General features: G+C 59.9%; 18 protein-coding genes, 1 other RNA gene and 1 pseudogene. 10 read left to right on the top strand and 10 right to left on the bottom strand.

Annotated features, from left to right (window positions below):
* Window positions 1-88: 88 nt before the first annotated feature.
* The 10 genes and pseudogenes from H9K76_RS12930 to ompA all read right to left on the bottom strand — a co-directional run bounded on the left by H9K76_RS12930 (window position 89) and on the right by ompA (window position 11,736).
* Window positions 89-610, bottom strand: coding sequence for a very short patch repair endonuclease (locus H9K76_RS12930; RefSeq protein ID WP_187595831.1), 522 nt, complete (start codon window positions 608-610; stop codon window positions 89-91).
* 52 nt (window positions 611-662) lie between these two features.
* Window positions 663-1,703 carry a PD-(D/E)XK motif protein gene (locus tag H9K76_RS12935; RefSeq protein WP_187595832.1) on the bottom strand — a complete coding sequence of 347 codons (1,041 nt, stop codon included), beginning with the start codon at window positions 1,701-1,703 and terminating at the stop codon, window positions 663-665.
* Window positions 1,685-4,366, bottom strand: coding sequence for a Z1 domain-containing protein (locus tag H9K76_RS12940; protein ID WP_187595833.1), 2,682 nt, complete (start codon window positions 4,364-4,366; stop codon window positions 1,685-1,687). The genes H9K76_RS12935 and H9K76_RS12940 overlap by 19 nt, the downstream gene beginning before the upstream one ends.
* Entirely contained in the window at window positions 4,363-5,685 is a 1,323-nt protein-coding gene (locus H9K76_RS12945) for an ATP-binding protein (protein ID WP_187595834.1), read from the bottom strand. The genes H9K76_RS12940 and H9K76_RS12945 overlap by 4 nt, the downstream gene beginning before the upstream one ends.
* A gap of 63 nt (window positions 5,686-5,748) precedes the next feature.
* Entirely contained in the window at window positions 5,749-7,383 is a 1,635-nt protein-coding gene (locus H9K76_RS12950) for a DNA cytosine methyltransferase (protein ID WP_246475002.1), read from the bottom strand.
* A 303-nt stretch (window positions 7,384-7,686) separates the two neighbouring features.
* Window positions 7,687-8,912 (bottom strand): annotated as a pseudogene (locus tag H9K76_RS12955) (tyrosine-type recombinase/integrase).
* Between the two features lie 217 nt (window positions 8,913-9,129).
* Window positions 9,130-9,508: a transfer-messenger RNA gene (ssrA, locus tag H9K76_RS12960) on the bottom strand.
* Between the two features lie 12 nt (window positions 9,509-9,520).
* Window positions 9,521-10,192, bottom strand: a complete 672-nt coding sequence (locus tag H9K76_RS12965) for an HAD family hydrolase (protein ID WP_187595835.1) — start codon at window positions 10,190-10,192, stop codon at window positions 9,521-9,523.
* 50 nt (window positions 10,193-10,242) lie between these two features.
* Complete coding sequence (gene ubiG / locus H9K76_RS12970; RefSeq protein ID WP_187595836.1) at window positions 10,243-10,956, bottom strand: bifunctional 2-polyprenyl-6-hydroxyphenol methylase/3-demethylubiquinol 3-O-methyltransferase UbiG; 714 nt, start codon at window positions 10,954-10,956, stop codon at window positions 10,243-10,245.
* Window positions 10,957-11,070: 114 nt separating this feature from the next.
* Window positions 11,071-11,736: an outer membrane protein OmpA gene (gene ompA, locus H9K76_RS12975; protein ID WP_187595837.1), complete on the bottom strand. Its 666-nt coding sequence runs from the start codon at window positions 11,734-11,736 to the stop codon at window positions 11,071-11,073.
* A 225-nt stretch (window positions 11,737-11,961) separates the two neighbouring features.
* Between ompA and gyrA the strand changes: the two genes are divergently transcribed.
* The 10 genes from gyrA to H9K76_RS13025 all read left to right on the top strand — a co-directional run bounded on the left by gyrA (window position 11,962) and on the right by H9K76_RS13025 (window position 24,401).
* Window positions 11,962-14,631, top strand: coding sequence for a DNA gyrase subunit A (gyrA, locus tag H9K76_RS12980; RefSeq protein WP_187595838.1), 2,670 nt, complete (start codon window positions 11,962-11,964; stop codon window positions 14,629-14,631).
* Window positions 14,632-14,811: 180 nt separating this feature from the next.
* The gene (gene serC, locus H9K76_RS12985; protein ID WP_187595839.1) at window positions 14,812-15,921 is read left to right on the top strand and encodes a 3-phosphoserine/phosphohydroxythreonine transaminase; all 1,110 of its coding nucleotides are present in this window, start codon (window positions 14,812-14,814) and stop codon (window positions 15,919-15,921) included.
* A gap of 102 nt (window positions 15,922-16,023) precedes the next feature.
* Window positions 16,024-17,124 carry a prephenate dehydratase gene (pheA, locus tag H9K76_RS12990; protein WP_187595840.1) on the top strand — a complete coding sequence of 367 codons (1,101 nt, stop codon included), beginning with the start codon at window positions 16,024-16,026 and terminating at the stop codon, window positions 17,122-17,124.
* 11 nt (window positions 17,125-17,135) lie between these two features.
* Entirely contained in the window at window positions 17,136-18,023 is an 888-nt protein-coding gene (locus H9K76_RS12995; RefSeq protein ID WP_187595841.1) for a prephenate dehydrogenase, read from the top strand.
* A gap of 8 nt (window positions 18,024-18,031) precedes the next feature.
* A complete protein-coding gene (locus H9K76_RS13000) occupies window positions 18,032-20,050 on the top strand; it encodes a bifunctional 3-phosphoshikimate 1-carboxyvinyltransferase/cytidylate kinase (protein WP_187595842.1) in 2,019 nt (672 codons plus the stop codon).
* A 193-nt stretch (window positions 20,051-20,243) separates the two neighbouring features.
* Window positions 20,244-21,929, top strand: coding sequence for a 30S ribosomal protein S1 (gene rpsA / locus H9K76_RS13005; RefSeq protein WP_187595843.1), 1,686 nt, complete (start codon window positions 20,244-20,246; stop codon window positions 21,927-21,929).
* 140 nt (window positions 21,930-22,069) lie between these two features.
* Window positions 22,070-22,390: an integration host factor subunit beta gene (locus H9K76_RS13010; protein WP_187595844.1), complete on the top strand. Its 321-nt coding sequence runs from the start codon at window positions 22,070-22,072 to the stop codon at window positions 22,388-22,390.
* A gap of 75 nt (window positions 22,391-22,465) precedes the next feature.
* On the top strand, window positions 22,466-22,786 hold the full coding sequence (locus tag H9K76_RS13015) for a LapA family protein (RefSeq protein WP_187595845.1): 321 nt from the start codon (window positions 22,466-22,468) through the stop codon (window positions 22,784-22,786).
* Window positions 22,776-23,930, top strand: a complete 1,155-nt coding sequence (gene lapB / locus H9K76_RS13020; protein WP_187595846.1) for a lipopolysaccharide assembly protein LapB — start codon at window positions 22,776-22,778, stop codon at window positions 23,928-23,930. Before H9K76_RS13015 ends, lapB begins: the two co-directional genes overlap by 11 nt.
* 90 nt (window positions 23,931-24,020) lie before the next feature.
* The gene (locus H9K76_RS13025) at window positions 24,021-24,401 is read left to right on the top strand and encodes a ComEA family DNA-binding protein (RefSeq protein ID WP_187595847.1); all 381 of its coding nucleotides are present in this window, start codon (window positions 24,021-24,023) and stop codon (window positions 24,399-24,401) included.
* Window positions 24,402-24,839: the final 438 nt, after the last annotated feature.

The following is a 24,839-nucleotide window of genomic DNA, read 5'->3' on the forward strand; positions in this document are numbered from 1 at the left end:
TGACCTTCAGCTAGCCCCTCGAAGAGCCGCGTCCTGCCCCGCTTGGCTCCACGATTGGCTCAAATAGCGAACATGATTCCGACACGCATCATGAACGCTCAGTATCGGCCGGCGATGTCTCGTGCGGGCTTGTGCCACACAACGGAGCCATATGCTTGGCAAGTACTTGAGTCACCCGCTCCACCACAATCGATGGCTCAGCCATCTCATGCTCCCATATTCGTATAACAGTCCAACCAGCAGCTTCAAGCGCCTTGTTGGCACGCTCATCGCGGATGATATTTTTAGAGAGCTTCTCTCTCCAGAATGCTGCGTTTGTTTTTGGCATTTTTGAATGCCGTGGACATCCATGCCAAAAACATCCGTCGACGAAAACCGCAACTTTTGGCGCACGAAAAATGAAATCAGGCCTGATCAAAACACGAATTTTCTTGCCTTCTGCAAGGCCAGACTCCACACTCCAAGGCTTCAATTGAACCTGCCGCCTCCATCCGCTGACCCGGGCCGATTTGAATGCAGCCGCAAGTCTAATCTCAGTCGACTTGTTGTTTCGACCTCGAATCAATCCCATGACCTCAGAACGCTTGATCTTGTCAAATACGTCAGCCATCACAGATTACAACTTCACCAAAGTGAATCTTCAGGGGATTGCAATGCTTTTGTCAGTTTTTCAACAGACTTCCGCATGCCTTCGGATTATCTGCCACAAGCCAATTTTTCGCTACGTCCAGCCTCAAGCCATACTTGATATCATGGATACCCGCCACCAGTCCCCCGACAATTGACGAGGGGATGAGCCTAGGAAATCCTTCCTCCACTCGATAAAGGCCTTGACCACGGATTCGGAACCTCAGCTTCTGGTATTGTTCGATATCGGACTCCTGGAAATCAGCGGCTGCCAGCATTCCTTCGAACTGGGCTTGCGCCTCATATTCAGTCTTTAATGTCTCCCGCAGTTCAGCGACCAGACTCGGAAGTGACTCAGCACCGCCAGCCTCCTCTCTGATCAATAAGCTGAATAGGAAGAGCGTCGTACCCTCAAGGGCCAACAGCTGCTCAAGCCCATTGACCTGATGGCTCTCATCAGCCCTTGAACTGGTTTTCACCTCTATGGATAAGCCTTCGGCCTCAAAATCATTCCTTGAGCCAAGCGGGCCCCTCCACATGGACACCCCCTTCTCTATGCCGAGCTGAGGAATGAGCCACTCCTTCAAGAACCAGAGCTCACCAAATAGCCCAATCTGCTTTTCCTTTGAAAGCAATTTCTGCGGAGCATCTGACCAGAATTTTCGCCATTTTACCAAGATGCCTTGAATGAGCCTGATGCGCCGGATGGTGGCCCCCTTGTGCAAGGCATCGATAATTTCCGCAGCGATGACGTCCAATATTTGGTGACCTTCGTGGTCTAAGCAGGCAATTTCCACGAACACCTCGTTTGGTCTCGCCGTGTCCACTTTCAGCTCCAAGGTCTGGACCCGGACACCTCGACTTATACGCTCAGCCAGAGCATCTTGCTCTCCAGCCGGGATGCGAACCAAGATGGAACGATTTCCAGTCGCGTCCACGGCTATGTATACCTCGCAGCTGCTATCAGGCTGAGCAAGGCGGGCAATGAGCCGTTCGGGAGCAGGAACCTCAGATGCCAATAGATCCCAGCGGAAGTCCACTACGCTGCCCATGGCACTCAGATCAACTGTGTCCATTTCGCTGTGCCCTGTACATACGAACTACTAGGCCTGTCTTTTGCCGCACCGGGGAAAGAAACCGCAAAGCCAATCAGGTCACGAGCCTCTCCACCATCAGGGTTTGCAAATAGTGGTGCGCGCGCGCTGCCAGGTGCTGGCGATGAGTTCTCGTCATATCCAGAATATCGACTAATGGGATAGAGAATCAAAAGTCCTGAACTTGAATCCCGGACCATTCGAGCAGCACGATTGAGCGATTTAGGCCCTCCTTGAGTCATCAACAACTCTGCAGCCTTGACTTGCTCCACTGTCAAGCCGAAAGCCTCATCACCTGCCGTCGTAACAACACCCAACGAATTCGATCCCTTTATCCTCGTTCGTGCAATGTTGTGCACAAAGCCGACAGATTCTGGAAGCCACTTAACAGAGCCCAGTTTCGGACTCATTGTCTCGCGACCTCGTATGACCACCGTCCAATTGACCAAGCCTCCATGATGATTCTGCTCCTCAATCCAATCGGCCATCAAGCGTGGCACGCATCCCGAATCCGTGAATTCGAAATCAAAGGCACGTAAAAACTCAACCACTGGTGCGGCCCCGACATCGCTCCACATAGGTGCGTATTCCTTACCTTCCAATCGCACAGGCTGGCCGATTTTCTGAATTAATTCAATGGCTGCCAAGCGGTTTCGCTCACACATCAAACCCAAACGAACCAAGTCCTGGAGAGGAAAATGAATTGTCTGCTCCAACTGTAGCGAATAGCTCTCGCTCTCGACGGTGACGGTTGTCGAGCGCTGTTTGATGCTCCCCGTGACCTTCATCGCAGGATGCCGGAGAATCCGCATTCCAACATCCTTGGGGGTTATTCCAGGCACCTGCTGATATATCTGCATATCTTCGCGGAGCCTATGTTCGACGAGTGCCAAATCCGCGAACCAGCCTAGCAACTCTCCGGTTGAATATATGCGTGTAAGGTCATGATAGCCGAGGCGGTATCCATACCAGCGAGCCATCTGCAAAAGGGTGTCATACTGGAGCGACCGACGCGCGAAATAGCTGACAAGTAAACCTTCCAGTGTGAGCCCACGGGAGAGCTTGTTACCACCTATCGCAATCGCCTTGAGGGAAGGCTCCTTCTCATAATCAAGTACGTCCCCCGCGGCAGAGTTCACCTCGCGGACTTCCACGGCCTCCATGAATTTCCCGATATGCGGCACGAGATCCTCAAATTTATGCAAAGGACTGCCATTCACCCTGCCCGAAGTGGTTACAAAGTCCTCATCCCAGAACTTCTGGAATCTATCGAGAAGTCCACCTTTTCTATCGTAACGCCATTCATCCTTCAATTCACGCCAATGCTCTTCAATTACAGCTCTCATCGGGCCCTGCTTGAGATTCAAGTGAGTGGTATGCACAAGCATGGTGCAAGGTGCATCTACCTCTCCACGCAGAGCCCTAGCCGCTCCCCCCAATACGAACGCAACCATGGCCTCATCCATGGAGTCAGTCAGCTCGCCGTCATCCAGCAACGCCGCAATTTGCTCTACCTCAACGGGACGTAGGACTGGCAGACCGAAGACTTTCTCATCGTTGCCGGGGTCAAACCTCCCAAAAAACTCCTCCGTCCCAAAATATCCTTTTGGTTTTGGCAAGTCTATGAAAAAATCTTTTGGATAAAGATCAAGACCAGCCACCGGATCGTATTGCTCATGTGGGATTAATATATTGGCAAAAGGAGTCGCCGTATAGCCGATATATGCACGTTTGGAGAAAATGAGCAAGAGTTCGCGAATCAAGCCGTTGATGACTGCCGGCGACGTATAATCCGGATCCTCCGGATCATAAGTCTCCTCGGTCTGGATTGAACCCCGACTATCGACGCTCGCTTGATCAGCCTCATCATCAATGAAAAGTGCTGGCAGGTTTTTTTTAGCCCCGCTAGGTGCTGTTATCAGCCACTGCTTGAGTCTCTTCAGAACCGCCGGATTTTTCTTGACCACGAGAAGAACTGGCTCAGATCCTTGCAAAGCTGCATGACTAGCACGACCTGGCTCAAAATCCCCGTCAAAGTCGTCGCTGGTGAACTTGTGCCACTGCTTGCCTGAAGGTGGTAATGGCACTGCATCATGTGGATTGTTCGAGTAGCCAGTAAGTTCCTTGCTTAATCGGATCTGGGTCTGGCGACGCAGCCCATTATCGACACCGGACATGACGATGATGAGGCGGTACCCTGCATCAGCGGCTTTTGCAATCACTGCGGCGAAATTCGCCGTTTTTCCACTCTGCACATACCCAAGGACAAGTCCCCTGACATCAAATTCAGCAGTGCCGGGCGGACGAAGCTGTCGAAGCACCGTGTCAGATGCATCATCAAGAGATGCAACAGAATCTCGGGGACGATTCTTCACGCCTAGCAAGTAGCTTCTCAAGGTCGGCCAGTAGTACCACTCATCTCTGTCGACCCCATCGAGCCAGTCCGCGGAGTCTGCAGCCGTGGCAATCACCTTGGCTTTCTCAAAGGTCCGATTGCTTTCTTTCTCCAGTTCTTTTGCCACCCACTCGCGAAACTCTTCCGGTATAAGGGGATTGGCGAGAACATCGCTGGGCATATGCCCCATCGAAATAAGGAATCGCGCCGTGCGAAGAGCATTTTCTTGCTGAATGGAATGGGTACTCAAAATTGGCTCTCCAACTTGGTGCGTGCACGGGCAATTGCATTTTCAACCGCAGCTATCTCTGAAGCTTCTGCCACTTGTATGAGCAGGTCGGCCACCATGTCAAGCTCTTGACGGGTCGCTCGCCGTTTGGGCATCTTCGGAGAGGGTCCATCAACGAGCGGCAGAGCAGACGGAATTGAAGGATGAGATGTCCGGGCAACTTGGCCACCAAGGCCGGCGGGGACAGAGACGGGTCCGGCAACAGGCTGCGGCTTCCTAGTGTTCCCTGTCCGATAGATATCCTCAGCCATCTTTACAGCGGGCTTGGTCCATCTTTCGATTTCCGCTCGTATTTCGGATGGCAGTGCAACACGCATCTTGGGCACGTTGATTTCAAATTCCTCATCCAACTTGGGATTGAATGAAACAGCTATCCGCGATAACTTGCGATGCTCATCGACCACCCTCAGACCACACCATCCACCACTCTGAATCATGCGATCCGCACGATAGATGTAAAATCCCTGCTGCATATTCCACTTCCTCGGACCTGCAGATCTAATATGCGCCTCCTTGGTGGAGAACTTTGCTTCTGGAGGAAGAACATACGGCTCAACGATGACTACGGACCGCCCTTTGGAACCATCGACGGGGAATGCGTTCGACTCCAACACTTTTGTCTCGACCTCGCTCCTCGCGAAAGGATCCCATGGAACAAGCTTGTTCTCATTCACGTAGATAGCGAGCCTCTTGCCACGGACTTCTCCAGCCAGAAATCGATGGAAGACCATGGAGGCATGTTCCTCCATTTCACGAGTCACGGCGAAAAGATGTTTCTTCGCATGCTCACCACTTGGATACTTATACCCCAGTATCCGGTCCAGCCGCTCCCAGATGACTACAGTTCCCGTAGTTTCCTTGAGATGAGATAGCGCCTGGGGAGGGAGGGTACTGGTTTTCACCGGAAGAATTTCCCAGCGATTTATCGCCTCGACATGCTCGACATCCCAACAGTATGCGGTGATATCAGCCCGATTTGGATTTCGGCGGGTAGCGACCGTCAGCCTTAGACACTGGCTAAGAGATGCCGTCTTCAATCCCAAGCCGAACTTTCCCAAATCAGCATCATCATAGTCGCGCTCGGAGCCGAAACGAAGCGCCTCTCTTAATTGCTCGGGCGACATCCCTTCGCCGTTATCTGCAATCGTTACCGTCGTCGCGGCCCCTAGCCAGTCGACATTCACTCTCACGGTGCTGGCTTTGGCCTCGATGGAGTTATCTATCAGGTCTGCGACGGCCGCCGCAAACTCATAACCTAAATCCCGCTGTGAACGAATCATCCGCCTTGCGCTTGGAATGACTTCCAGACCATTTGCAGCCAAAGTGCTCCCCTTTTTTATATGCTAGAGATTGTGACTTATTGCCCCTGCCATGACCGCAGCAGAGCAATAGTACTCATCTTCGGATAGATGGCCCTCGTCAAACCGTTTCCTTGCTTCGATCGCGATGGGAATGAGCTCCACAGGCCAACCACTTCTTACATAGACTGGCTCCAACACATGACTGATTCCTCTTTTCGGTCCTGGACTCAGTACCCGTCCGCTGTCAGCCGCAGCGTCAGGGTGCAAATTGGGATGGAGGAAGCCCACGGCCCACCAAGCATGCAGAAAGTCGGCTTTAGAAAGACTGGAAAGAGGCTTCAAAAACAAGGATTCAACAAATACTTCGAGTTGCTCTATAGCTGCTTGTCGGTCCGAGGGGAGCTTTGCTACAGCTTTGGGAGCAACCATGTCGCTGTCCACCGCAGCCATCACATACTCTTTAACAGCCAAGCCCATCGCTTGGCCGACCAGCGGAGGGACAGCATTGCCGACCTGCGCAAACGAGTGAGTGGGGGCCCTAGGAAGAATGAATGTATCTGGAAAGCTTTGGATGCGGGCCGCTTCTCGTGGCGAAAGGGAACGACACTGGACCGGATGTATGAACATGAGTCCATCCTTCTTCAGATGCGCAACAATGGTCGAGCACAATTCGTCGCGATGCTGCTTCGTGTACCGATCCTTGAAGTTTTCTCGGTCATATGGGAACTCCATCTCTTCCCCACGCCCAATAGCCTGCTTGCTGTTCTCCCCTTCTCTCAGACGCATGAAGTCGCGCAGATCTCTCTGACTGTGGGGCCTCGCAGTGTGTGCGGTTAGCACATTCGCCTTGTTTGCAAGCAGCACCTTATCGATATATCGCTTGCCATACTTCTTGATATGTGCCTTGCGGAGCTCCGGTTCGTAGAGACGATGAAACCTATCATCGCCCGGCATGATGTGCGGAAGATCCCCTATGGCCTCACCAAGAGTGACAGGTGGCAGCAGCCCTCCCTCAACAGGCTCTTCGATACCTGCATGGGTGTGCTTGATATACCGGTCCGGTATGAAGAGAGGCAGTTCCCTACGCGTCCCGATGAAGAGTTGGCGGACACGCTTTTGCGGCACACCAAAACGCCAAGCTTCCACTTCATAAGGAATGACGCGGTACCCTAGCTCACGGCTCTCAACTTGAACCTTGGTGAAGAACTCCCCACCGGCGGCTGACCTGAGACCGGGCACGTTCTCCATGATGAAGACTTTCGGTTGGTAGTACTTCACGTACCGGAGGAACTCCTGATATAGATCCCGACGAGGGTCATGAATCAAACGGTCTCCATGATTAGCCCCGTCGACTTGACGCGCTTTAGAGAAGCCTTGGCAGGGAGGTCCACCAACGATGAGATCCACCCGCTCCGGCGCGATGAGCTTGTCCAAATCCTCCGGCCGGAAGGACGTGAGGTCTTTGACCAAGGCATGTGGCACGTTCGGATAGTTGGCCTTGAAGGTATCGATTGCTGGCGCATTGAAATCTATTGCAGCAAGGCACCTCAACCCAGCCCAGTTCAACCCTAATGAAAACCCACCGCACCCGCAGAACAAGTCCACATATGTCAGCGGGGCTTGACTTTCCGTGTCAGCGCTCACAGGCACAGCGGAGGACGATTTTTGTTTGCTCATAATATGGAATTCACCTGCATTTTTGCATTCGACACATTCTTGGAGCCACCCTCTACGGCGTTATCACAGATGCACCGCCTCCTACACCTTTCACAGCCGCGGAACACTGACGACCTCAACTGCTGGAGGGCAACTCAAGTCGATACCAGAGTGCCTTGAAATATTGTGCCATTTTGCGAGCCGGATATATACAAATTGTTTCGATGCAAATGACAGAAAAAGCGCTGCCGGAACAAGCTCGGAAGCAAAGCCGAATGCTCTTTGAAAAAAATGATATGCAAAGATCCACATAAGGAGCCGCCGTCATGAAGAAACATCCATCCTGCACCGAATCTGATCGAGGTAATCCGCCCACCGCTGCATCATCCGCGAACGTTGGGCCAGATACTGTGTACGGTTGTAGGCGCGCCCGTTCGCGTCCTTCACGGCATGAGCCAACTGTGCCTCAATAATGATGGGATCGACCTCCAACCGTTCCGCCAGCATCGTCCGCGCCGTTGCCCTGAAGCCGTGCCAGGTCTGGATCTCAGGCGTATAGCCCATCGTGATCAACGCCGTGCGCACCGAGTTCTCCGAAATCGGCCGATCATGGTTACGCTCGCCCGGGAACACCAAGGCGCCACGTCCTGTCAATGGATGCAGCTCCCGGAGTATCGCCACCGCCTGGGTGGATAAGGGCACCAGATGCGGATCCCCATACTCCTTTCCCTCCTTGCCACGCTTCATGCGGGCGGCAGGTATGGTCCAGAGAGCCCCATCCAGATCGACCTCAGCCCACGCCGCACCCCGAAGCTCGCCTGGACGCTGGAACAGAAGCGGAGCGAGCTGCAATGCGGCACGCACAATGAGCCCTCCCCTGTAGGCTTGGACGGCCCGCAGCAGCTCTCCCAACTTTTCAGGATCGGTGATGGCCGCGAAGTGCTTGCCGCGGTAGGGTGACAGCGCCCCTTCAGGTCGCCAGTGATGTCACGCTCCACCCTCCCTGTGGCCACTCCATAGCGCCAGACCTGACGAGCTACCATCAGCCCACGATCAGCCGTCTCCATTGCCCCGCGTGCCTCGATCTTTCGCAAGGTCGCCAACAACTCCACCGGCTCGATGTCAGCTTGCCGGCGATCACCCAGCCAGGGGAACAGATCCCGCTCCAACTGCCGCAGTACACGAACCGCATGGGTGTCACTCCACTGGGCCTTCTGCTTGCTAAACCACTCCAGAGCAACGACCTTGAAGGTGTCGCCCTCCGGGTTCATGGCCTTGAGCTTCTCGACCCTACGAACCTGGACCGGGTCCACCCCCGTGGACTTCTGCAGCCTGGCCACATCCCGGGCCTTGCGCGCCGCCGTCAGGCTGACCGCGGGGTAGCTGCCTAGCGCCATCCGCCCTTCCTTGCCGTTGTACCGGTACTTCCAGAACCAGCGCTTGGATCCAGCAGGGGAAATCTCCAGGTACAGGCCTCCCGAGTCGGCCAAGCGTTCTCGCTTGGCGTCGGGGGAACAAACAGCGTTTCGGCACTTCATATCGGTCAGCATGGGGGAACAACTCCTGAGACTTTTGGGCCTTTCTCCCTCGAGAACGGGGGAACAACTGCCTAAATTCTACGATTTTTTGCCCTGTTCCCCCATTTGTTCCCCCACTCCACTCCGGCAGTTAGCGAATCTCCTCGGACGGCAATAAACACTAACTCATTGATTTTTCAAAGAAAAAAAGCGTTCACCGGATATTGGTGAACGCCTTTGGACGTTATGGTGGTGGAGCTGGCGGGAATTGAACCCGCGTCCGCAAGCCTTCTTCGGGCAGATCTACATGTTTAGCGTTCTGATTTGAGTCTCGCCTTCAAAGACGCGCAGGCGCACGCTTCAGTGAAAGCCAGCCCCCTTGGATCTCGCCATGCACCAAGGAGCCCGGTGCACGGCCAGCTGATGTGAATTCCTTTGCAGCCGGGAGGTATTGCTACCCCCTTGCCCAGCCCATCAGCGTGCTGTTGCAAAGCTCACCGGTATTTAAGCGGCGAGTGCGAAACGTTCGTCGTTTGCAGTTAGTTTTTTGAATGGAGATTTACGAGCGTCACTCAAGCTCGACATGCACCACGCCGATTCCGAACCCACGTCGAAACCGGGGCAGCCCCATGCGTGCTATTTTAGTCCGGATTCAGCAACTTCAAGAGTTCGAGGGGAGATTCGATCAAGAAATCTGCACCCCAGGCCTTCGGGCCGGCGTTTTCGCCGAGGTAACCATAGCCTGCCGCGACGGTCAGCATGCCGGCGGCCTTGCCGCCGATGATGTCGCGTTCATCGTCGCCCACGTAGACGCACTGGGACGGATCGACTTGGATGCGCCTGGCCGCCTCCAGCAGAGGCTCCGGATGGGGCTTGGCGTGCGGAGTGGTGTCGCCGCTCACCACGGCACCAGCCGTTGCGAACAGGGGCATGCGCTGGACGATCAGCGAGGTGAAGCGCGTCGCCTTGTTGGTGACGACGCCCCAGGGCATGGAGCGCGCCACCAATGCGTCGATCAGCTGCTGCACGCCGTCGAACTGGAAGGTGTTTTCGTGAATGCGGGCTTCGTAATTATCAAAAAACTCTTCCCGCAATACAGGAAAGTCCGGATGCTCCGGCGTCATGCCAAAACCCACCTTCAGCATACCCCGCGCACCGGCGCCCGCCATGTGCCGATAGTCTTCGATCGGCAACGATGGCATGCCGCGTGCCACGCGGAGCATGTCCGCGGCAGCGCCGAGATCTGGGGCGCTGTCGATCAGGGTGCCGTCCAGGTCGAACAGGACGGCTCGGATATTCTTCAAATCAGGCATGGGGTGCACGCATCCATTCGTTCATTTACTCGTTCGTTCATTCATCCACTTCAGGCCAGGGGGCGGCGGGTTGCGAACATGTAGTTCACGCCCGTGTCGTCGTTGAGCCAGTAGCGGTTGCTGATGGGGTTGAATTGCAGGCCCTTGGTCTGCAGAACGTCGAGTCCCGCAGCACGGCAGGCAGCCGCCAGCTCGCTCGGGCGGATCATCTTGGCGTACTCGTGCGTGCCCTTGGGCAGCATCTTCAACACATATTCCGCGCCGACGATCGCCAGCATGAATGCCTTGGCATTGCGGTTGATGGTGGAGAAGAACACCCAGCCACCCGGCTTGACCAGACGCGCGCACGCGGCCACCACCGAGTTGGGATCGGGCACATGTTCCAGCATTTCCATGCAGGTGACGGTATCGAAGGAGCCGGGGCGCTCTTCCGCCAGGGCTTCCACCGCCACCTCGCGGTATTCGATGTCAGGCGTCTGCGTCTCCAGTGCGTGAAGCTGGGCCACGCGCAGGGCCTTGGTGGCCAGGTCGATGCCGAGCACCCTGGCGCCGCGGCGTGCCATGGAATCCGCAAGAATGCCTCCGCCGCAACCTACGTCGAGAACACGTTCGCCGCGCAAAGGTGAAATTTGGTCAATCCAGTCCAACCGGAGCGGATTGATCTGATGCAGAGGACGAAACTCGCTCTCGGGATCCCACCAACGATGAGCCAGTTCGGAAAATTTGGCCAGTTCGGCCGGATCGGCATTCACGGATTCAGTCATGCCAGCATTCTCACCGATTCGCGGCGGCAAATACAGGAAGAGGCCTGATGCAGGCCGATCAGACAGGCATAAAAAAAGCCCCTCGAGAGGGGCTTTTTACTGCGATCCGTGGGATCACTTGGCGGCTTGCGTGCCCACCACTTCGATTTCCACGCGACGGTTCTTGGCGCGGCCAGCTGCAGTCTTGTTGTCTGCAACAGGTTGCTTCTCGCCCTTGCCTTCGGTGTAAACGCGGTTCTTTTCGATGCCCTTGGACACCAGATACGCCTTCACAGCTTCTGCACGGCGAACCGACAGCTTCTGGTTGTATGCATCGCTACCAACGGAGTCGGTGTGACCCACGGCGATGATGACTTCCAGGTTGATGCCCTTGACCTTGGAGACCAGGTCGTCCAGCTTGGCCTTGCCTTCTGGCTTCAAAACAGACTTGTCGAAGTCGAAGAAAGCGTCGGCAGCGTAGGTCACCTTCTGGGCAGCTGCAGGCTGTGGTGCCGGAGCAGGCTTGGCGGCTTCAGCAGGAGCTGGGGCGGCCACGGCAGGTGCTGGAGCAGCAACAGCCTTTTGCAGAGCGCCGTCGCAACCTTCAGCTGCAGTAGCAGGCGTCCAGTTGGCATCGCGCCAGCACAGTTCGTTGGTGCCGTTCTTCCAGACCAGCTCGCCAGTACCGTTTTGCCAGTTATCGACAACCTTGCCACCATCAGCTGCCTTCACTTGAGCGCCAGCAGATGTAGCGAGCACGGCAGAGGCCAACAACATCGCCACTTTGTTCAGTTTCTTCATGGTTCTCCTCTTGGGGAAAAAGCCGCAGCCGCGCTGCGAATCATGGACGTCGTCAGTGACCATCACTAAGAACGTTGGAAACGATTGTGCCATACGTAACATCCTCTGGTCTGCAGATGAGGGCTACGAACGGTAGGACAAAAGCGCAATACCCCGTGTTATGTTGCCAGCACGCAACACGGCGTTGCACCTAAAATGACCGTTTCCGATGTCGTCCGAGTTGTCATGACCCAGTTTGCCAAAGAAACTTTGCCTATCAGCCTCGAAGAGGAAATGCGACGCAGTTACCTCGATTACGCCATGAGCGTGATTGTCGGTCGCGCCCTCCCCGATGCCCGCGATGGCCTCAAGCCCGTGCACAGGCGAGTTCTGTTTGCGATGCACGAGCTCAACAACGATTGGAATCGGCCTTATAAGAAGTCGGCCCGTATCGTCGGCGACGTGATCGGTAAATATCACCCTCACGGTGACAGTGCCGTCTATGACACCATCGTTCGCATGGCGCAGGATTTTTCACTGCGCCATATGCTCGTGGACGGCCAGGGTAATTTCGGCTCGGTCGACGGCGACAACGCTGCCGCGATGCGATACACCGAAATCCGCCTCGCGAAAATCGCGCATGAAATGCTGGCGGATATCGACAAGGAAACCGTTGATTTCGGCCCCAACTACGACGGCAGCGAGCAGGAACCCCTGGTGCTGCCGAGCCGCCTGCCCAATCTGCTGGTGAACGGTTCGGCGGGTATTGCCGTGGGCATGGCAACCAACATCCCCCCGCACAACCTCAACGAGGTGGTGGATGCCTGCCTGCACATGCTGCGCAACCCCGAGGCGACGATCGATGAGCTCATGGAGATCATCCCCGCGCCCGACTTCCCCACCGCCGGCATCATCTACGGCATCCAGGGCGTGAAGGAAGGCTACCGCACGGGCCGTGGCCGCGTGGTCATGCGCGCCAAGGTGCATTTCGAGGACATCGACAAGGGCCAGCGCCAGTCGATCATCGTCGACGAGCTTCCCTACCAGGTCAACAAGAAGACGCTGCAGGAGCGCATGGCCGAGCTCGTGCACGAGAAGAAGATCGAGGGCATCAGCCACATCCAGGACGAATCCGACAAGTCCGGCATGCGCCTCGTCATCGAGCTCAAGCGCGGCGAAGTGCCCGAGGTGGTGCTCAACAATCTGTACAAGCAGACGCAGCTGCAGGACACGTTCGGCATGAACATGGTGGCGCTGGTCGACGGCCAGCCCAAGCTGTGCAACCTGCGCGAGCTGATCGTCGTCTTCCTGCAGCACCGCCGCGAAGTGGTCACGCGCCGCACGGTGTTCGAGCTGCGCAAGGCACGCGACCGCGGCCATGTGCTGGAAGGCCTGGCGGTGGCGCTGGCCAACATCGACGAATTCATCCGCATCATCCGTGAATCGCCCACCCCGCCGGTCGCCAAGGCCGAGCTGATGACCCGTTCATGGGACAGTACGCTGGTGCGCGAGATGCTGACCCGCACGCGCGAAGACGGCGGCGTGGTGAGCGCCGACGACTACCGCCCCGAGGGCCTGGAGCGCGAGTTCGGCATGCAGGCGGACGGCCTCTACCGCCTCTCGGAAACACAGGCGCAGGAAATCCTGCAGATGCGACTGCAGCGCCTCACGGGCCTCGAGCAGGACAAGATCGTTGCCGAGTACAAGGAAGTCATGGCGGTCATCGAAGACCTGCTGGACATCCTGGCCAAGCCCGAGCGCGTCTCCATCATCATTGGCGAGGAGCTCACCGCGCTGAAGGCCGAGTTCGGCCAGACCAAGCTGGGCGCGCGCCGCAGCGAGATCGAGCACAGCGCGCAAGACCTCTCCACCGAGGACCTGATCACGCCCACCGACATGGTGGTCACGCTCTCGCACTCGGGCTACATCAAGAGCCAGCCGCTGTCCGAGTACCGCTCGCAAAAGCGTGGCGGACGCGGCAAGCAGGCGACGGCAACCAAGGAAGACGACTGGATCGACCAGCTCTTCATCGCCAATACACACGACTACCTGCTGTGCTTCTCGAACAAGGGCCGCCTGTACTGGCTCAAGGTCTGGGAAGTGCCGGCCGGCTCGCGCGGCTCGCGCGGCCGCCCCATCGTCAACATGTTCCCGCTGCAGGACGGCGAGAAGATCAACGTGGTGCTGCCGCTCACGGGCGAATACCGCAGCTTCCCTGCCGACCACTATGTGTTCATGGCCACCAGCATGGGCACCGTGAAGAAGACGGCGCTCGACGAGTTCAGCAACCCGCGCAAGGCCGGCATCATTGCCGTGGGCCTCGACGAGGGCGATTTCCTGATCGGCGCCGCGCTGACCGATGGCAAGCATGACGTGATGCTGTTCAGCGATGGTGGCAAGGCCGTGCGCTTCGACGAGAACGACGTGCGCCCCATGGGCCGCAATGCACGCGGCGTGCGCGGCATGAACATTGACGAGAGCCAGAGCGTGATCGCGATGCTCGTGGCCGATGCCGAATCGACCGAGGGCGGCGAAGGCAGCACCAGCGCCCAGAGCGTGCTGACAGCGACCGAGAATGGCTATGGCAAGCGCACGCACATCAGCGAATACACGCGCCACGGCCGTGGCACGAAGGGCATGATCGCCATCCAGCAGTCCGAGCGCAACGGCAAGGTGGTTGCCGCCACGCTGGTGAGCACCGACGATGAAATCATGCTGATCACCGACACGGGCGTCCTGGTGCGCACGCGCGTCGGCGAGATCCGCGAGATGGGACGCGCGACCCAGGGCGTGACGCTGATTTCGCTGGATGACGGCGCCAAGCTCAGCGGCCTGCAGCGCATCGTCGAGAACGATGCCAATGCCGCAGAAACCGAAGGCGGCGAGGAAGGCGAGAGCACTCCCGGCGAGGCCTGAGAGCATGTTGACGATCTCCATGCGCTGAGATCGTCGACACGCTCAAGGCAGCATACGAAGCAGAGCCACTCACTGCAGCCGCGATGCCCGGCGGCTGCCAACCGGAGCACCGATGCACAGTCCGGCCAGCGCATCGGTGCCTGCAGCGAAGGCTGCAATTTTCTTTTCTCAGGTTTGACGATGAATCGCCCATACAACTTTTCTGCCGGTCCGGCAGCCATTCCCGAAGAAGTTCTGAAAACGGCCGCCGCCGAAATGCTCGATTGGCACGGCAGCGGAATGGGCGTGATGGAGATGAGCCACCGGGGCAAGGAATTCATCTCGATCTACGAAAAGGCGGAATCCGATTTCCGCGAGCTCATGGCCGTGCCGAGCGAGTTCAAGATCCTGTTCATGCAGGGTGGCGGCCTTGCCGAGAATGCGATCGTGCCGCTGAATCTCTCGCGCGGCGCCACCGTCGACTTCGTGGTGACCGGCTCGTGGAGCCAGAAATCGCGCAAGGAAGCTGCCAAGTATGCTGCCGAGGTGCATACGGCGGCATCCGGCGAGGACAGCCACTTCACCACCCTGCCCGATCCCGCGACCTGGCAACTGAGCCGCGGCGCGAGCTACGTCCACGCCTGCACCAACGAGACGATCCACGGCGTGGAGTTCCAGCAGTTGCCCGATCTGAAGGCACTGGGCTGCGATGCCCCGCTGGCCATCGATTTTTCATCCCATGTGGCTTCGCGTCCCGTGGACTGGTCCAGGGTGGGTCTCGCCTTTGGCGGCGCGCAGAAGAACCTGGGCCCAGCCGGGCTCACGCTGGTCGTGGTGCGCGAAGACCTTCTCGGCCACGCCCTGCCCGCCTGCCCGAGTGCATTCGACTACAAGGTGGTTGCAGACAACCAGTCGATGTTCAACACGCCACCGACCTGGGGCATCTACATTGCCGGCCTCACGTTCCAGTGGCTCAAGGAACAGCGCGAAGGCCATGCCACCGGCGTTGCCGCCATGGAGCTTCGCAACGCGGCGAAGGCCAAGGCGCTGTATGACTTCATCGACACCTCCGACTTCTACGTGAACAAGGTGGCGGCCAACTGCCGCTCGCGCATGAACATTCCGTTCTTCCTGAACGACGAATCGCGCAACGACGCATTCCTTGCTGGCGCCAAGGCCAGCGGCCTGCTGCAGCTCAAGGGCCACAAGTCCGTGGGCGGCATGCGTGCAAGCCTGTACAACGCCATGCCCATGGCCGGCGTCGAGGCGCTCATCGCTTACATGCGAGAATTTGCGCAGAAGCACAGCTGATCCTTGCGCCCCTGGTGCCGCCGCCCAAAGCGCCGAGCACCAAGCGCCGCGCGACGCCCGCGGCAACCCCGATACCACACACACGACAAGACAACCGCTCCGATGACCACTCCGCAAGCCTCTCCGGATCTCGCCAGCCTCCGCGTGCAGATCGACAACCTCGACCAGCAGCTTCTCGCCCTGCTCAACCAGCGCGCGTTGGTGGCTGAACGCGTGGGAGAAGTCAAGAAGCGCGAAGGCTCGGCATTCTTTCGTCCGGACCGCGTGGCCCAGGTCATCGAGAAGATCAAGGCGGCCAATCCCGGCCCGCTGAAGTCCACGCATGTCGCGGCCATCTGGCGCGAGATCATGTCGGCATGCCTGGCGCTCGAGTCGCCCCAGCGCGTTGCGGTGCTCGGCCCCGCGGGCACCTTCTGCGAAGAGGCCGCGGTGCAATACTTCGGCGGTGCCGCCGACCTGCTGTACTGCAACAGCTTCGAGGAAGTCTTTCACGCGACGGCCGCCGGCAGCGCGCAATATGGCGTGGTGGGCGTCGAGAACTCGACCGAAGGCGTCGTCACGCGTTCGCTCGACATGTTCCTGCACACGCCCTGCCATGTGGTGGGCGAGGTCAGCCTGCTGATCCGCCACAACCTGCTGCGCTCGAGCAACTCGGCCGACAACATCGAGGTCGTCGCGGCCCATCCGCAGGCACTCGCGCAGTGCCAGTCGTGGCTGTCCAAGCACCTGCCGCATGCGGAGCGCCGCCCCGTCGAGAGCAATGCCGAAGGCGCACGCCTGGCCGCACTGAACCCGAACTGGGCAGGCATCGCCAGCGAGCGCGCGGCCCAGCAGTTCGGCCTGCATGTGGTGGCCCACGCCATCCAGGACCAGGCCTACAACCGCACGCGCTTTGCGGTGATCTGCCTGCCCGGCACGCTGACCACTCCGCCGCCCTCGGGCAACGACAGCACCAGCCTGATCATCTCCGTGCCGAATCGCCCCGGCGCCGTGTACGACCTGCTTGCGCCGCTGAAGAAGCACAACGTGTCGATGACGCGCTTCGAGTCGCGCCCGGCGCGCACCGGCAAGTGGGAGTACTACTTCTACGTGGACATCGAAGGCCATCCCGACCAGCCGAACGTGGCCGAGGCGCTCGCCGAGCTGCAGCAGCTCAGCGCGTTCTTCAAGCTGCTTGGCACCTACCCCGTTTCGGCAGCCTGAGGTCCACGAGCATGTTCGAACAACTGGGTCTCATTGGTTGCGGTCTCATGGGAGGCTCCTTTGCCCGTGCGCTCAAGCGCGCAGGCCTCGTCAATCGCGTGGTGGGCTACAGCAAGTCGCCCTCGACCACCGAGCGCGCGCGCCAGCTGGGCGTGATCGACGTGGAGGCGCCCTCCGCGCTGCTCGCCGTGGCCGGCGCGGACATCGTGCTGGTGGCGGTGCCCGTGGCCGCGACGGAGGCAACGCTCAAGGCCATCAAGCACCTCGTCACGCCGCAGATGCTGATCATGGACGTGGGCTCGACCAAGGCCGACGTGGTGCAGGCCGCACGTACGGCGCTGCGCGACCAGATCGGCTCCTTCGTGCCGGCCCATCCGATCGCCGGCCGCGAGGTGTCGGGCGTGGAGCACTCCGACCCCGACCTGTACACCGGCAAGCAGGTCATCCTCACGCCCACGGAGCGCACGCTGACCGCGCACCTCGACCGCGCGGAAGAACTCTGGACGGCGCTCGGCTGCCGCGTCTCGCGCATGTCGCCCGAGGCGCACGACGCCGCATTTGCCGCGGTGAGCCATCTGCCGCACATGCTGGCGTTCGCGATGATGAACGGCCTGACGCAGCAGGAACGCGCCGATGAATTGCTCTCGCTCGCCGGCCCCGGTTTCCGTGATTTCACGCGGATTGCCGCGAGCGACCCCAAGATGTGGCGCGACGTGCTGCTCGCCAACCGCGACGAGGTGCTGGCGCAATCGCGCCATTTCCAGGCGGCGCTGCATCAGCTGGAGCACGCCATCCAGGGCAACGACGACCAGGCGCTCGAAGACCTGATCACCCTGGCCAGCCACACCCGCGCCAACTGGCGCATGGGCGCACAACGCAAGCGCAAAGACGACCTGTAAGCACCACGATGTTCACTACCGAGTACCTCGATCTGCCGGCGCTGGAATCAGCGGGCGGCAGTGTCCAATTGCCAGGCTCCAAGAGCATCTCCAACCGCGTGCTGCTGCTCTCCGCTCTGAGCGAAGGCACCACCGAAGTGCGCGACCTGCTGGCCTCCGACGACACCCGCGTGATGCTGGACGCACTGCGCCAGATCGGCTGCGACGTGCGCGAGGATGCCGACGCCGTGCGCATCACCGGCCTGGGAACCAAGGCGCCGAACTCGCCCGCCAAGCTGTTCCTCGGCAATGCCGGCACCGCGATGCGCCCGTTGACCGCGGCGCTGTCGCTGCTCGGCGGAGAGTTCGAGCTCTCGGGCGTGCCGCGCATGCACGAGCGCCCCATCGGCGACCTGATCGACGCGCTGCGCCAGCTTGGCTGCCAGATCGACTACCTGGGCAACGACGGCTTTCCTCCACTGCACATCCGGCACGGCGATGGCCTGCCGCCGCTGGCGCTCGGCGAGCCGATCAAGGTGCGAGGCGACGTGTCGAGCCAGTTCCTCACCGCCCTGCTGATGTCGCTGCCGCTGGTCGCCAGGGACCGCGACATCGTGATCGACGTGGTCGGCGAGCTGATCTCCAAGCCCTACATCCACATCACGCTCGAACTGCTCGCGCGCTTCGGGATTGCCGTTGCACACGACAACTGGCAGCGCTTCACCATCCCGGCCGGCAGCCGCTATGTGTCTCCCGGCGTGGTGCATGTCGAGGCCGATGCCTCGTCCGCGAGCTACTTCATCGCGCTCGGCGCGCTGGCGCCGGCGAGCGCCGGGCACGACGGCATCACCGTGCTGGGCGTGGGCCAGGACTCGATCCAGGGCGACATCCGCTTCGTGGAGGCTGCGCGCGCCATGGGCGCCGATATCGAGAGCGGTCCGAACTGGCTCAAGATCCGCCGAGGCGCCTGGCCCCTCAAGGCCATCGACATGGACTGCAACCACATTCCCGACGCGGCCATGACGCTCGCGGTGATGGCGCTGTTCGCCGACGGCACGACCACGCTCACCAACATCGCCAGCTGGCGCGTGAAGGAAACCGACCGCATCGCCGCGATGGCCATCGAGTCACGCAAGCTGGGCGCGATCATCGAGGAAGGCCCGGACTACCTGCGCGTCACGCCGCCCCCGACGGTTGCCGACTGGCGCGCGGCCAGCATCCATACCTACGACGACCACCGTGTCGCCATGTGCTTCTCGCTCGCCACCTTCAATCCCGCCGGCGTTCCGGTGCGCATCGAAGACCCCAAGTGCGTGGGCAAGACCTTTCCCGACTACTTCGAGGCGCTGTTCAGCGTCACGCGCACCGCCCCGCGCCACATCCCCGTGATCTGCATCGATGGCCCCACCGCCTCGGGCAAGGGGACGGTGGCCGCGGCAGTGGCACAGAAGCTGGGCTACCGGTTCCTCGATTCGGGTGCGATGTACCGCATCACCGCCCATGCCGCCATTCGCGCCGGGCTGGCGATCGATGCGGCCCACGAGGAGCAGATCGCAGCGCTGGCTCGCGAATTGCCGGTGCATTTCCACGGCGGCCGCATCTGGCTGGACCAGGACGACGTGAGCGACGCCATCCGCACCGAGGAAGCCGGGATGAATGCCTCCCGGGTTTCGGCACTGCCGCAGGTGCGCACAGCGCTGATCGACCTGCAGCACAGCTTCCAGCGGCTTCCGGGCCTGGTGGCGGATGGCCGCGACATGGGCACGGTGATCTTCCCGCAGGCGCCGCTCAAGGTGTTTCTGACCGCCTCCGCCGCGTGTCGCGCGGAGCGCCGTTATAAGCAGTTGATTTCTAAAGGGATTTCAGCTAATATAGACACCCTTCGCGCAGACCTTGAGGCGCGTGACGCCCGGGATCAGAGCCGGGCGGTTGCGCCGCTCAAGCCTGCAGAAGATGCTCTGGTGCTGGACAATTCCGATCTTTCCATCGATGAGGCGGTGGATCGGGTGATTGCCTGGTGGCAGGCACGTCAGCCGTTCGGTGCTTGATTTTTCAACGCCGGACACCCACTGACGAACGGCTCCACACAGTTCCCGTCGCGCCCTGCTAGCGCATTGGCTGTGTGGTTTTTTGCAACTCTAACCCCCGCGGTTTTCTATCGAAATCGCACTCCTCCGCAGGCAGTCTTAGAAACATCCGGCAATGGTGCCGGTGGAAACCTGTTTGTGGACAAGGAAATACATGTCTGAATCTTTTGCCGCCCTATTCGAAGAATCGTTGCAGCGCACCGAAATGCGCCCAGGCGAAGTCATCACTGCTGAAGTGGTGCGCGTTGAACACAACTTCGTGGTTGTGAACGCTGGCCTGAAGTCCGAAGCCTACGTGCCAATCGACGAATTCAAGAACGACCAGGGCGAAATCGAAGTCCAAGTGGGCGACTTCGTGTCCGTGGCCATCGGCTCGATCGAAAACGGCTACGGCGACACCATCCTGTCGCGTGACACCGCCAAGCGCCTGGCTTCGTGGCTGTCGCTCGAGAAGGCTCTGGAATCCGGCGAATTCGTCACCGGTACCACTTCCGGCAAGGTCAAGGGCGGCCTGACCGTTCTGGTCAACGGCATCCGCGCGTTCCTGCCCGGTTCGCTGATCGACACACGTCCGATCAAGGACCTGACTCCATACGAAAACAAGACGATGGAGTTCAAGGTCATCAAGCTCGACCGCAAGCGCAACAACGTGGTGCTGAGCCGCCGCGCCGTGGTGGAAGCATCGATGGGCGAAGAGCGCGCCAAGCTGATGGAGACGCTGAAGGAAGGCGCCATCGTCAACGGCGTGGTCAAGAACATCACCGAATACGGTGCGTTCGTGGACCTGGGCGGCATCGACGGCCTGCTGCACATCACCGACATGGCATGGCGCCGCGTGCGTCACCCTTCGGAAGTGGTGCAAGCCGGTCAGGAAATCACTGCCAAGATCCTCAAGTTCGACACCGAGAAGAACCGCGTGTCCCTGGGCCTCAAGCAAATGGGCGACGACCCATGGCTGGGCGTGTCGCGCCGCTACCCTTCGGGCACCCGCCTGTTCGGCAAGGTCACGAACATTGCCGACTACGGCGCGTTCGTGGAACTCGAGCCAGGCATCGAAGGTCTGGTGCACGTTTCCGAAATGGACTGGACCAACAAGAACGTTGCTCCTTCCAAGCTCGTGTCGCTGGGTGACGAAGTCGAAGTCATGGTCCTCGAGATCGACGAAGACAAGCGCCGCATCAGCCTGGGCATGAAGCAGTGCAAGGCCAACCCATGGCAAGAGTTCGCACAGAACACCAAGCGCGGCGACCGCGTGAAGGGCCCGATCAAGTCGATCACCGACTTCGGCGTGTTCGTGGGCCTGGCTGCCGGCATCGACGGCCTGGTGCACCTGTCCGACCTCTCGTGGAACGAACCCGGCGAAGCCGCAGTTCGCAACTACAAGAAGGGCCAGGAAGTGGAAGCCATCGTGCTGGCAGTCGACGTCGACCGCGAGCGCATCTCCCTGGGCATCAAGCAGCTCGACAGCGATCCGTTCACGACCTTCGTGACCGTGAACGACAAGGGCCAGATCGTGACCGGCAAGGTCAAGACCGTTGACGCCCGTGGCGCTGAAATCGACCTCGGCGAAGACATCATCGGCTACCTGCGCGCTTCCGAAATCTCCCGCGACCGTGTGGAAGATGCTCGCAACGTGCTCAAGGAAGGCGACGAAATCACAGCCGTGGTGGTGAACGTGGATCGCAAGACCCGCAACATCCAGCTGTCGATCAAGGCCAAGGACCAGGCTGACCAGCAAGAAGCCATGGCTTCCCTGTCGGCTCAATCCGCCAAGGAAAACGCTGGCACGACCAGCCTCGGCGCCCTGCTGCGTGCCAAGCTGGACCACTCCGACAAGTAATCACTCGTCGGGTGCCGCACCGGCACTGCAATGAACCACTGACCGGGCCCTGCCAGCAGAGCCCGGTCAACTGGCTCAGGACAGCGGGCGCAGGATGCGTCCGCTTTTTTTTGTCTTTCCGAAGATTTAGCGATAACTACATGACCCGATCTGACCTTGTTGAGGAACTGGCCGCCCGCTTCGACCACCTGACGCAGCGCGACGCCGAAATCGCCGTCAAGACCATTCTCGACGCTGTCAGTGATGCGCTGGTGCGCGGTCATCGCATTGAAATCCGCGGCTTCGGCAGCTTCTCCGTCACACGCCGCCCACCCCGCATGGGCCGCAACCCCCGCAGCGGCGAAGCCGTTGCCATTCCCGAAAAGCGCGTACCGCATTTCAAGCCGGGCAAGGCCCTGCGCGAAGCGGTGGATCAGCGCACGCCTGCCGCACTGGCACAGGCCTCGACCCCTACAGCCTGACCCTCCCCTGCAGGGACTTCCCGGGCGGGGCATGTCTGACCGTAGAATCTCCCGCAGCACTGGAGAGATTCCTTCATGAAATATTTCCTGTGGCTGCTCAAGGCAGCCATATTTTTCACGCTGTTCGCCTTTGCGCTGAACAACCAGCAGGACGCGATCGTCCATTTCTTCTTCGGCACCCAATGGCGCGCACCGCTCGTGCTGATCGTGCTCGCTGCGTTTGCGCTGGGCGTCGTGGTGGGCGTGCTGGGCATGGTGCCCCGCTGGTGGAAGCACCGTGCGGCCGCCCAGCGCGCAGCCACGCCGCCGGCCGATGCCGGCGCGGCAACTCCGGCACCTGCCGCCACACCTTCGAACGATCCGGCGCTGCAACAGCCCCCCATCCATGGAATTTGATCTCAGCTGGATTCTCCTGGGCCTGCCCGTTGCCTTCGTGCTGGGCTGGCTGGCTTCGCGCTTTGACCTGCGCCAGTTGCGCGACGAGAATCGCCGCGCGCCCAAGGCGTACTTCAAGGGCCTGAACTACCTGCTCAACGAGCAGCAGGACCAGGCCATCGACGCCTTCATCGAGGCCGTGCAGAACGACCCCGATACCACCGAGCTGCACTTCGCGCTGGGCAACCTGTTTCGCCGCCGCGGCGAATACAACCGTGCCGTGCGCGTGCACGAACACCTTCTCTCCCGTGGCGACCTCGGCCGCGCGGACCGGGATCGCGCCCAGCACGCCCTGGCGCTCGACTTTCTCAAGGCGGGCCTGCTCGATCATGCCGAGGACGCGCTGCGCCGCCTGGAAGGCACGCCCTTCGAGGCCCAGGCCCGCGTGGCCCTGCTGGCGATCTACGAACGCTCGCGCGACTGGCCCCAGGCCATGGCCATCACCCAGAAGATGCAGGAGGCACACCAGGGCGATTTCAGCGCACGCCAGGCCCATTTCCTGTGCGAACAGGCTCTGGCCAAATCGGCGCATGGCGACACCGAGGGTGCGCGCGCCATGTTCGAGCAGGCGGTGAAGACCGCGCCTCAGGCAGCCCGAGCGCGCATCGAACTGGCGCGCCTGAAGCAGCGCGCGGGCCATGCACGCGAGGCGCTCGACACGCTGCTGGAACTGGCCGACGTGGCTCCCGTCTGGCTGCCCCTCGCCGTCCCGCTGATGGTGGAGCTCAGCCTCGCCACCGGACAAGGCGAGAAGGTGTTCACGCTGCTGCGCCAGCGCTACGACGTCATGCCTTCGCTGGATCTGCTGGACGGGATCGTCGCACTCGACACCGCACTGGGGCACGATTCGAGCCCCCGCGAATGGTATGTGCGCCACCTCGAACATGAGCCCTCCCTAGTCGCTGCTGCCAAATGGCTCCATGACGAAAAGCTCGAACACGAGCAATTTCACCCGCAGGTGCAACGCTCTCTTGATCAAGCTGCAAAGCCCTTGACGCGCTACCGCTGTGCTGCCTGTGGCTTTGAGGCCCGTCAGCATTTCTGGCAGTGCCCCGGATGCCAAACGTGGGATAGTTATCCCGCGCGCAGAGTCGAGGAGCTTTGAATCACGCGGATCCCCGACCTCTGTGCGTGTTTGTTTGTCCAACACGGCATTCACATAAGAACGAATGCCATCACAGAGGGAGGAATCCACATGAGAATCCAACGTTGGCTGGCAGCTCTGGCTGCTGCGTTGAGCACGACCCTGGCCCTGGCGGCCGTTGACATCAATACCGCCACGGTAGCCGAGCTCGACGGCATCAAGGGCATCGGCCCCGCCACCAGCCGATTGATCCAGGAAGAGCGCAAGGCCGCCCCGTTCAGCGACTGGAACGACCTCGCCAGGCGCGTGAAGGGCATCGGCACCAAGCGCGCCAGCAAGCTCTCCAAGGAAGGCCTCGTGGTGAACGGCAAGTCCTTCGATCCATCCACGGCGACAGCAGGTTCGGCAACGGCCAAATCCGGTGCGCAACGTGACCTGGGCAAGGTTGCCAAGGCAGGAAAGGCCGACAAGCCCCCGGTGAGCGCCAAGTAGCGCGCCCAGGCTATCGGCCTCGCCGCCACCGCCTTGTGGCGGCGCTTCATGACCCGGCGATGGGATCCGCAAGGACTCATCGCCTTTTTTCATCGCCGGGCCGCCCCAAGATGAAAAGCGCCCCCAGGGGGGCCGCGGACCATGCCAAACAGGGGGAGCGTGGGGCCCATTTTCCTTCCTGCATGCCGCGGGCATCGCCCCCGACGTCACTCCCAGCCCTTTGCCAGCCGCCATGCCTCGCAAACACCGAGACCGCCATCCGGTGTCCGGGCGGAAAATCAACGGCGTGCCGCCGTTCGCCCGCGCGCGGTTCCCATCGAACGGTGTTTCTGTCCTACAGAGGGCCTGCGCGGGCCGGTTTTTAATCGGAACACCCCTAGAAACTAACGGAGTTTTTCAAGAAAACCTTATATTCGACCATCTGAGTTTGCTAAATAT

Source organism: Diaphorobacter ruginosibacter, from assembly GCF_014395975.1.
In the GTDB taxonomy this organism is placed as follows: domain Bacteria; phylum Pseudomonadota; class Gammaproteobacteria; order Burkholderiales; family Burkholderiaceae_C; genus Diaphorobacter_A; species Diaphorobacter_A ruginosibacter.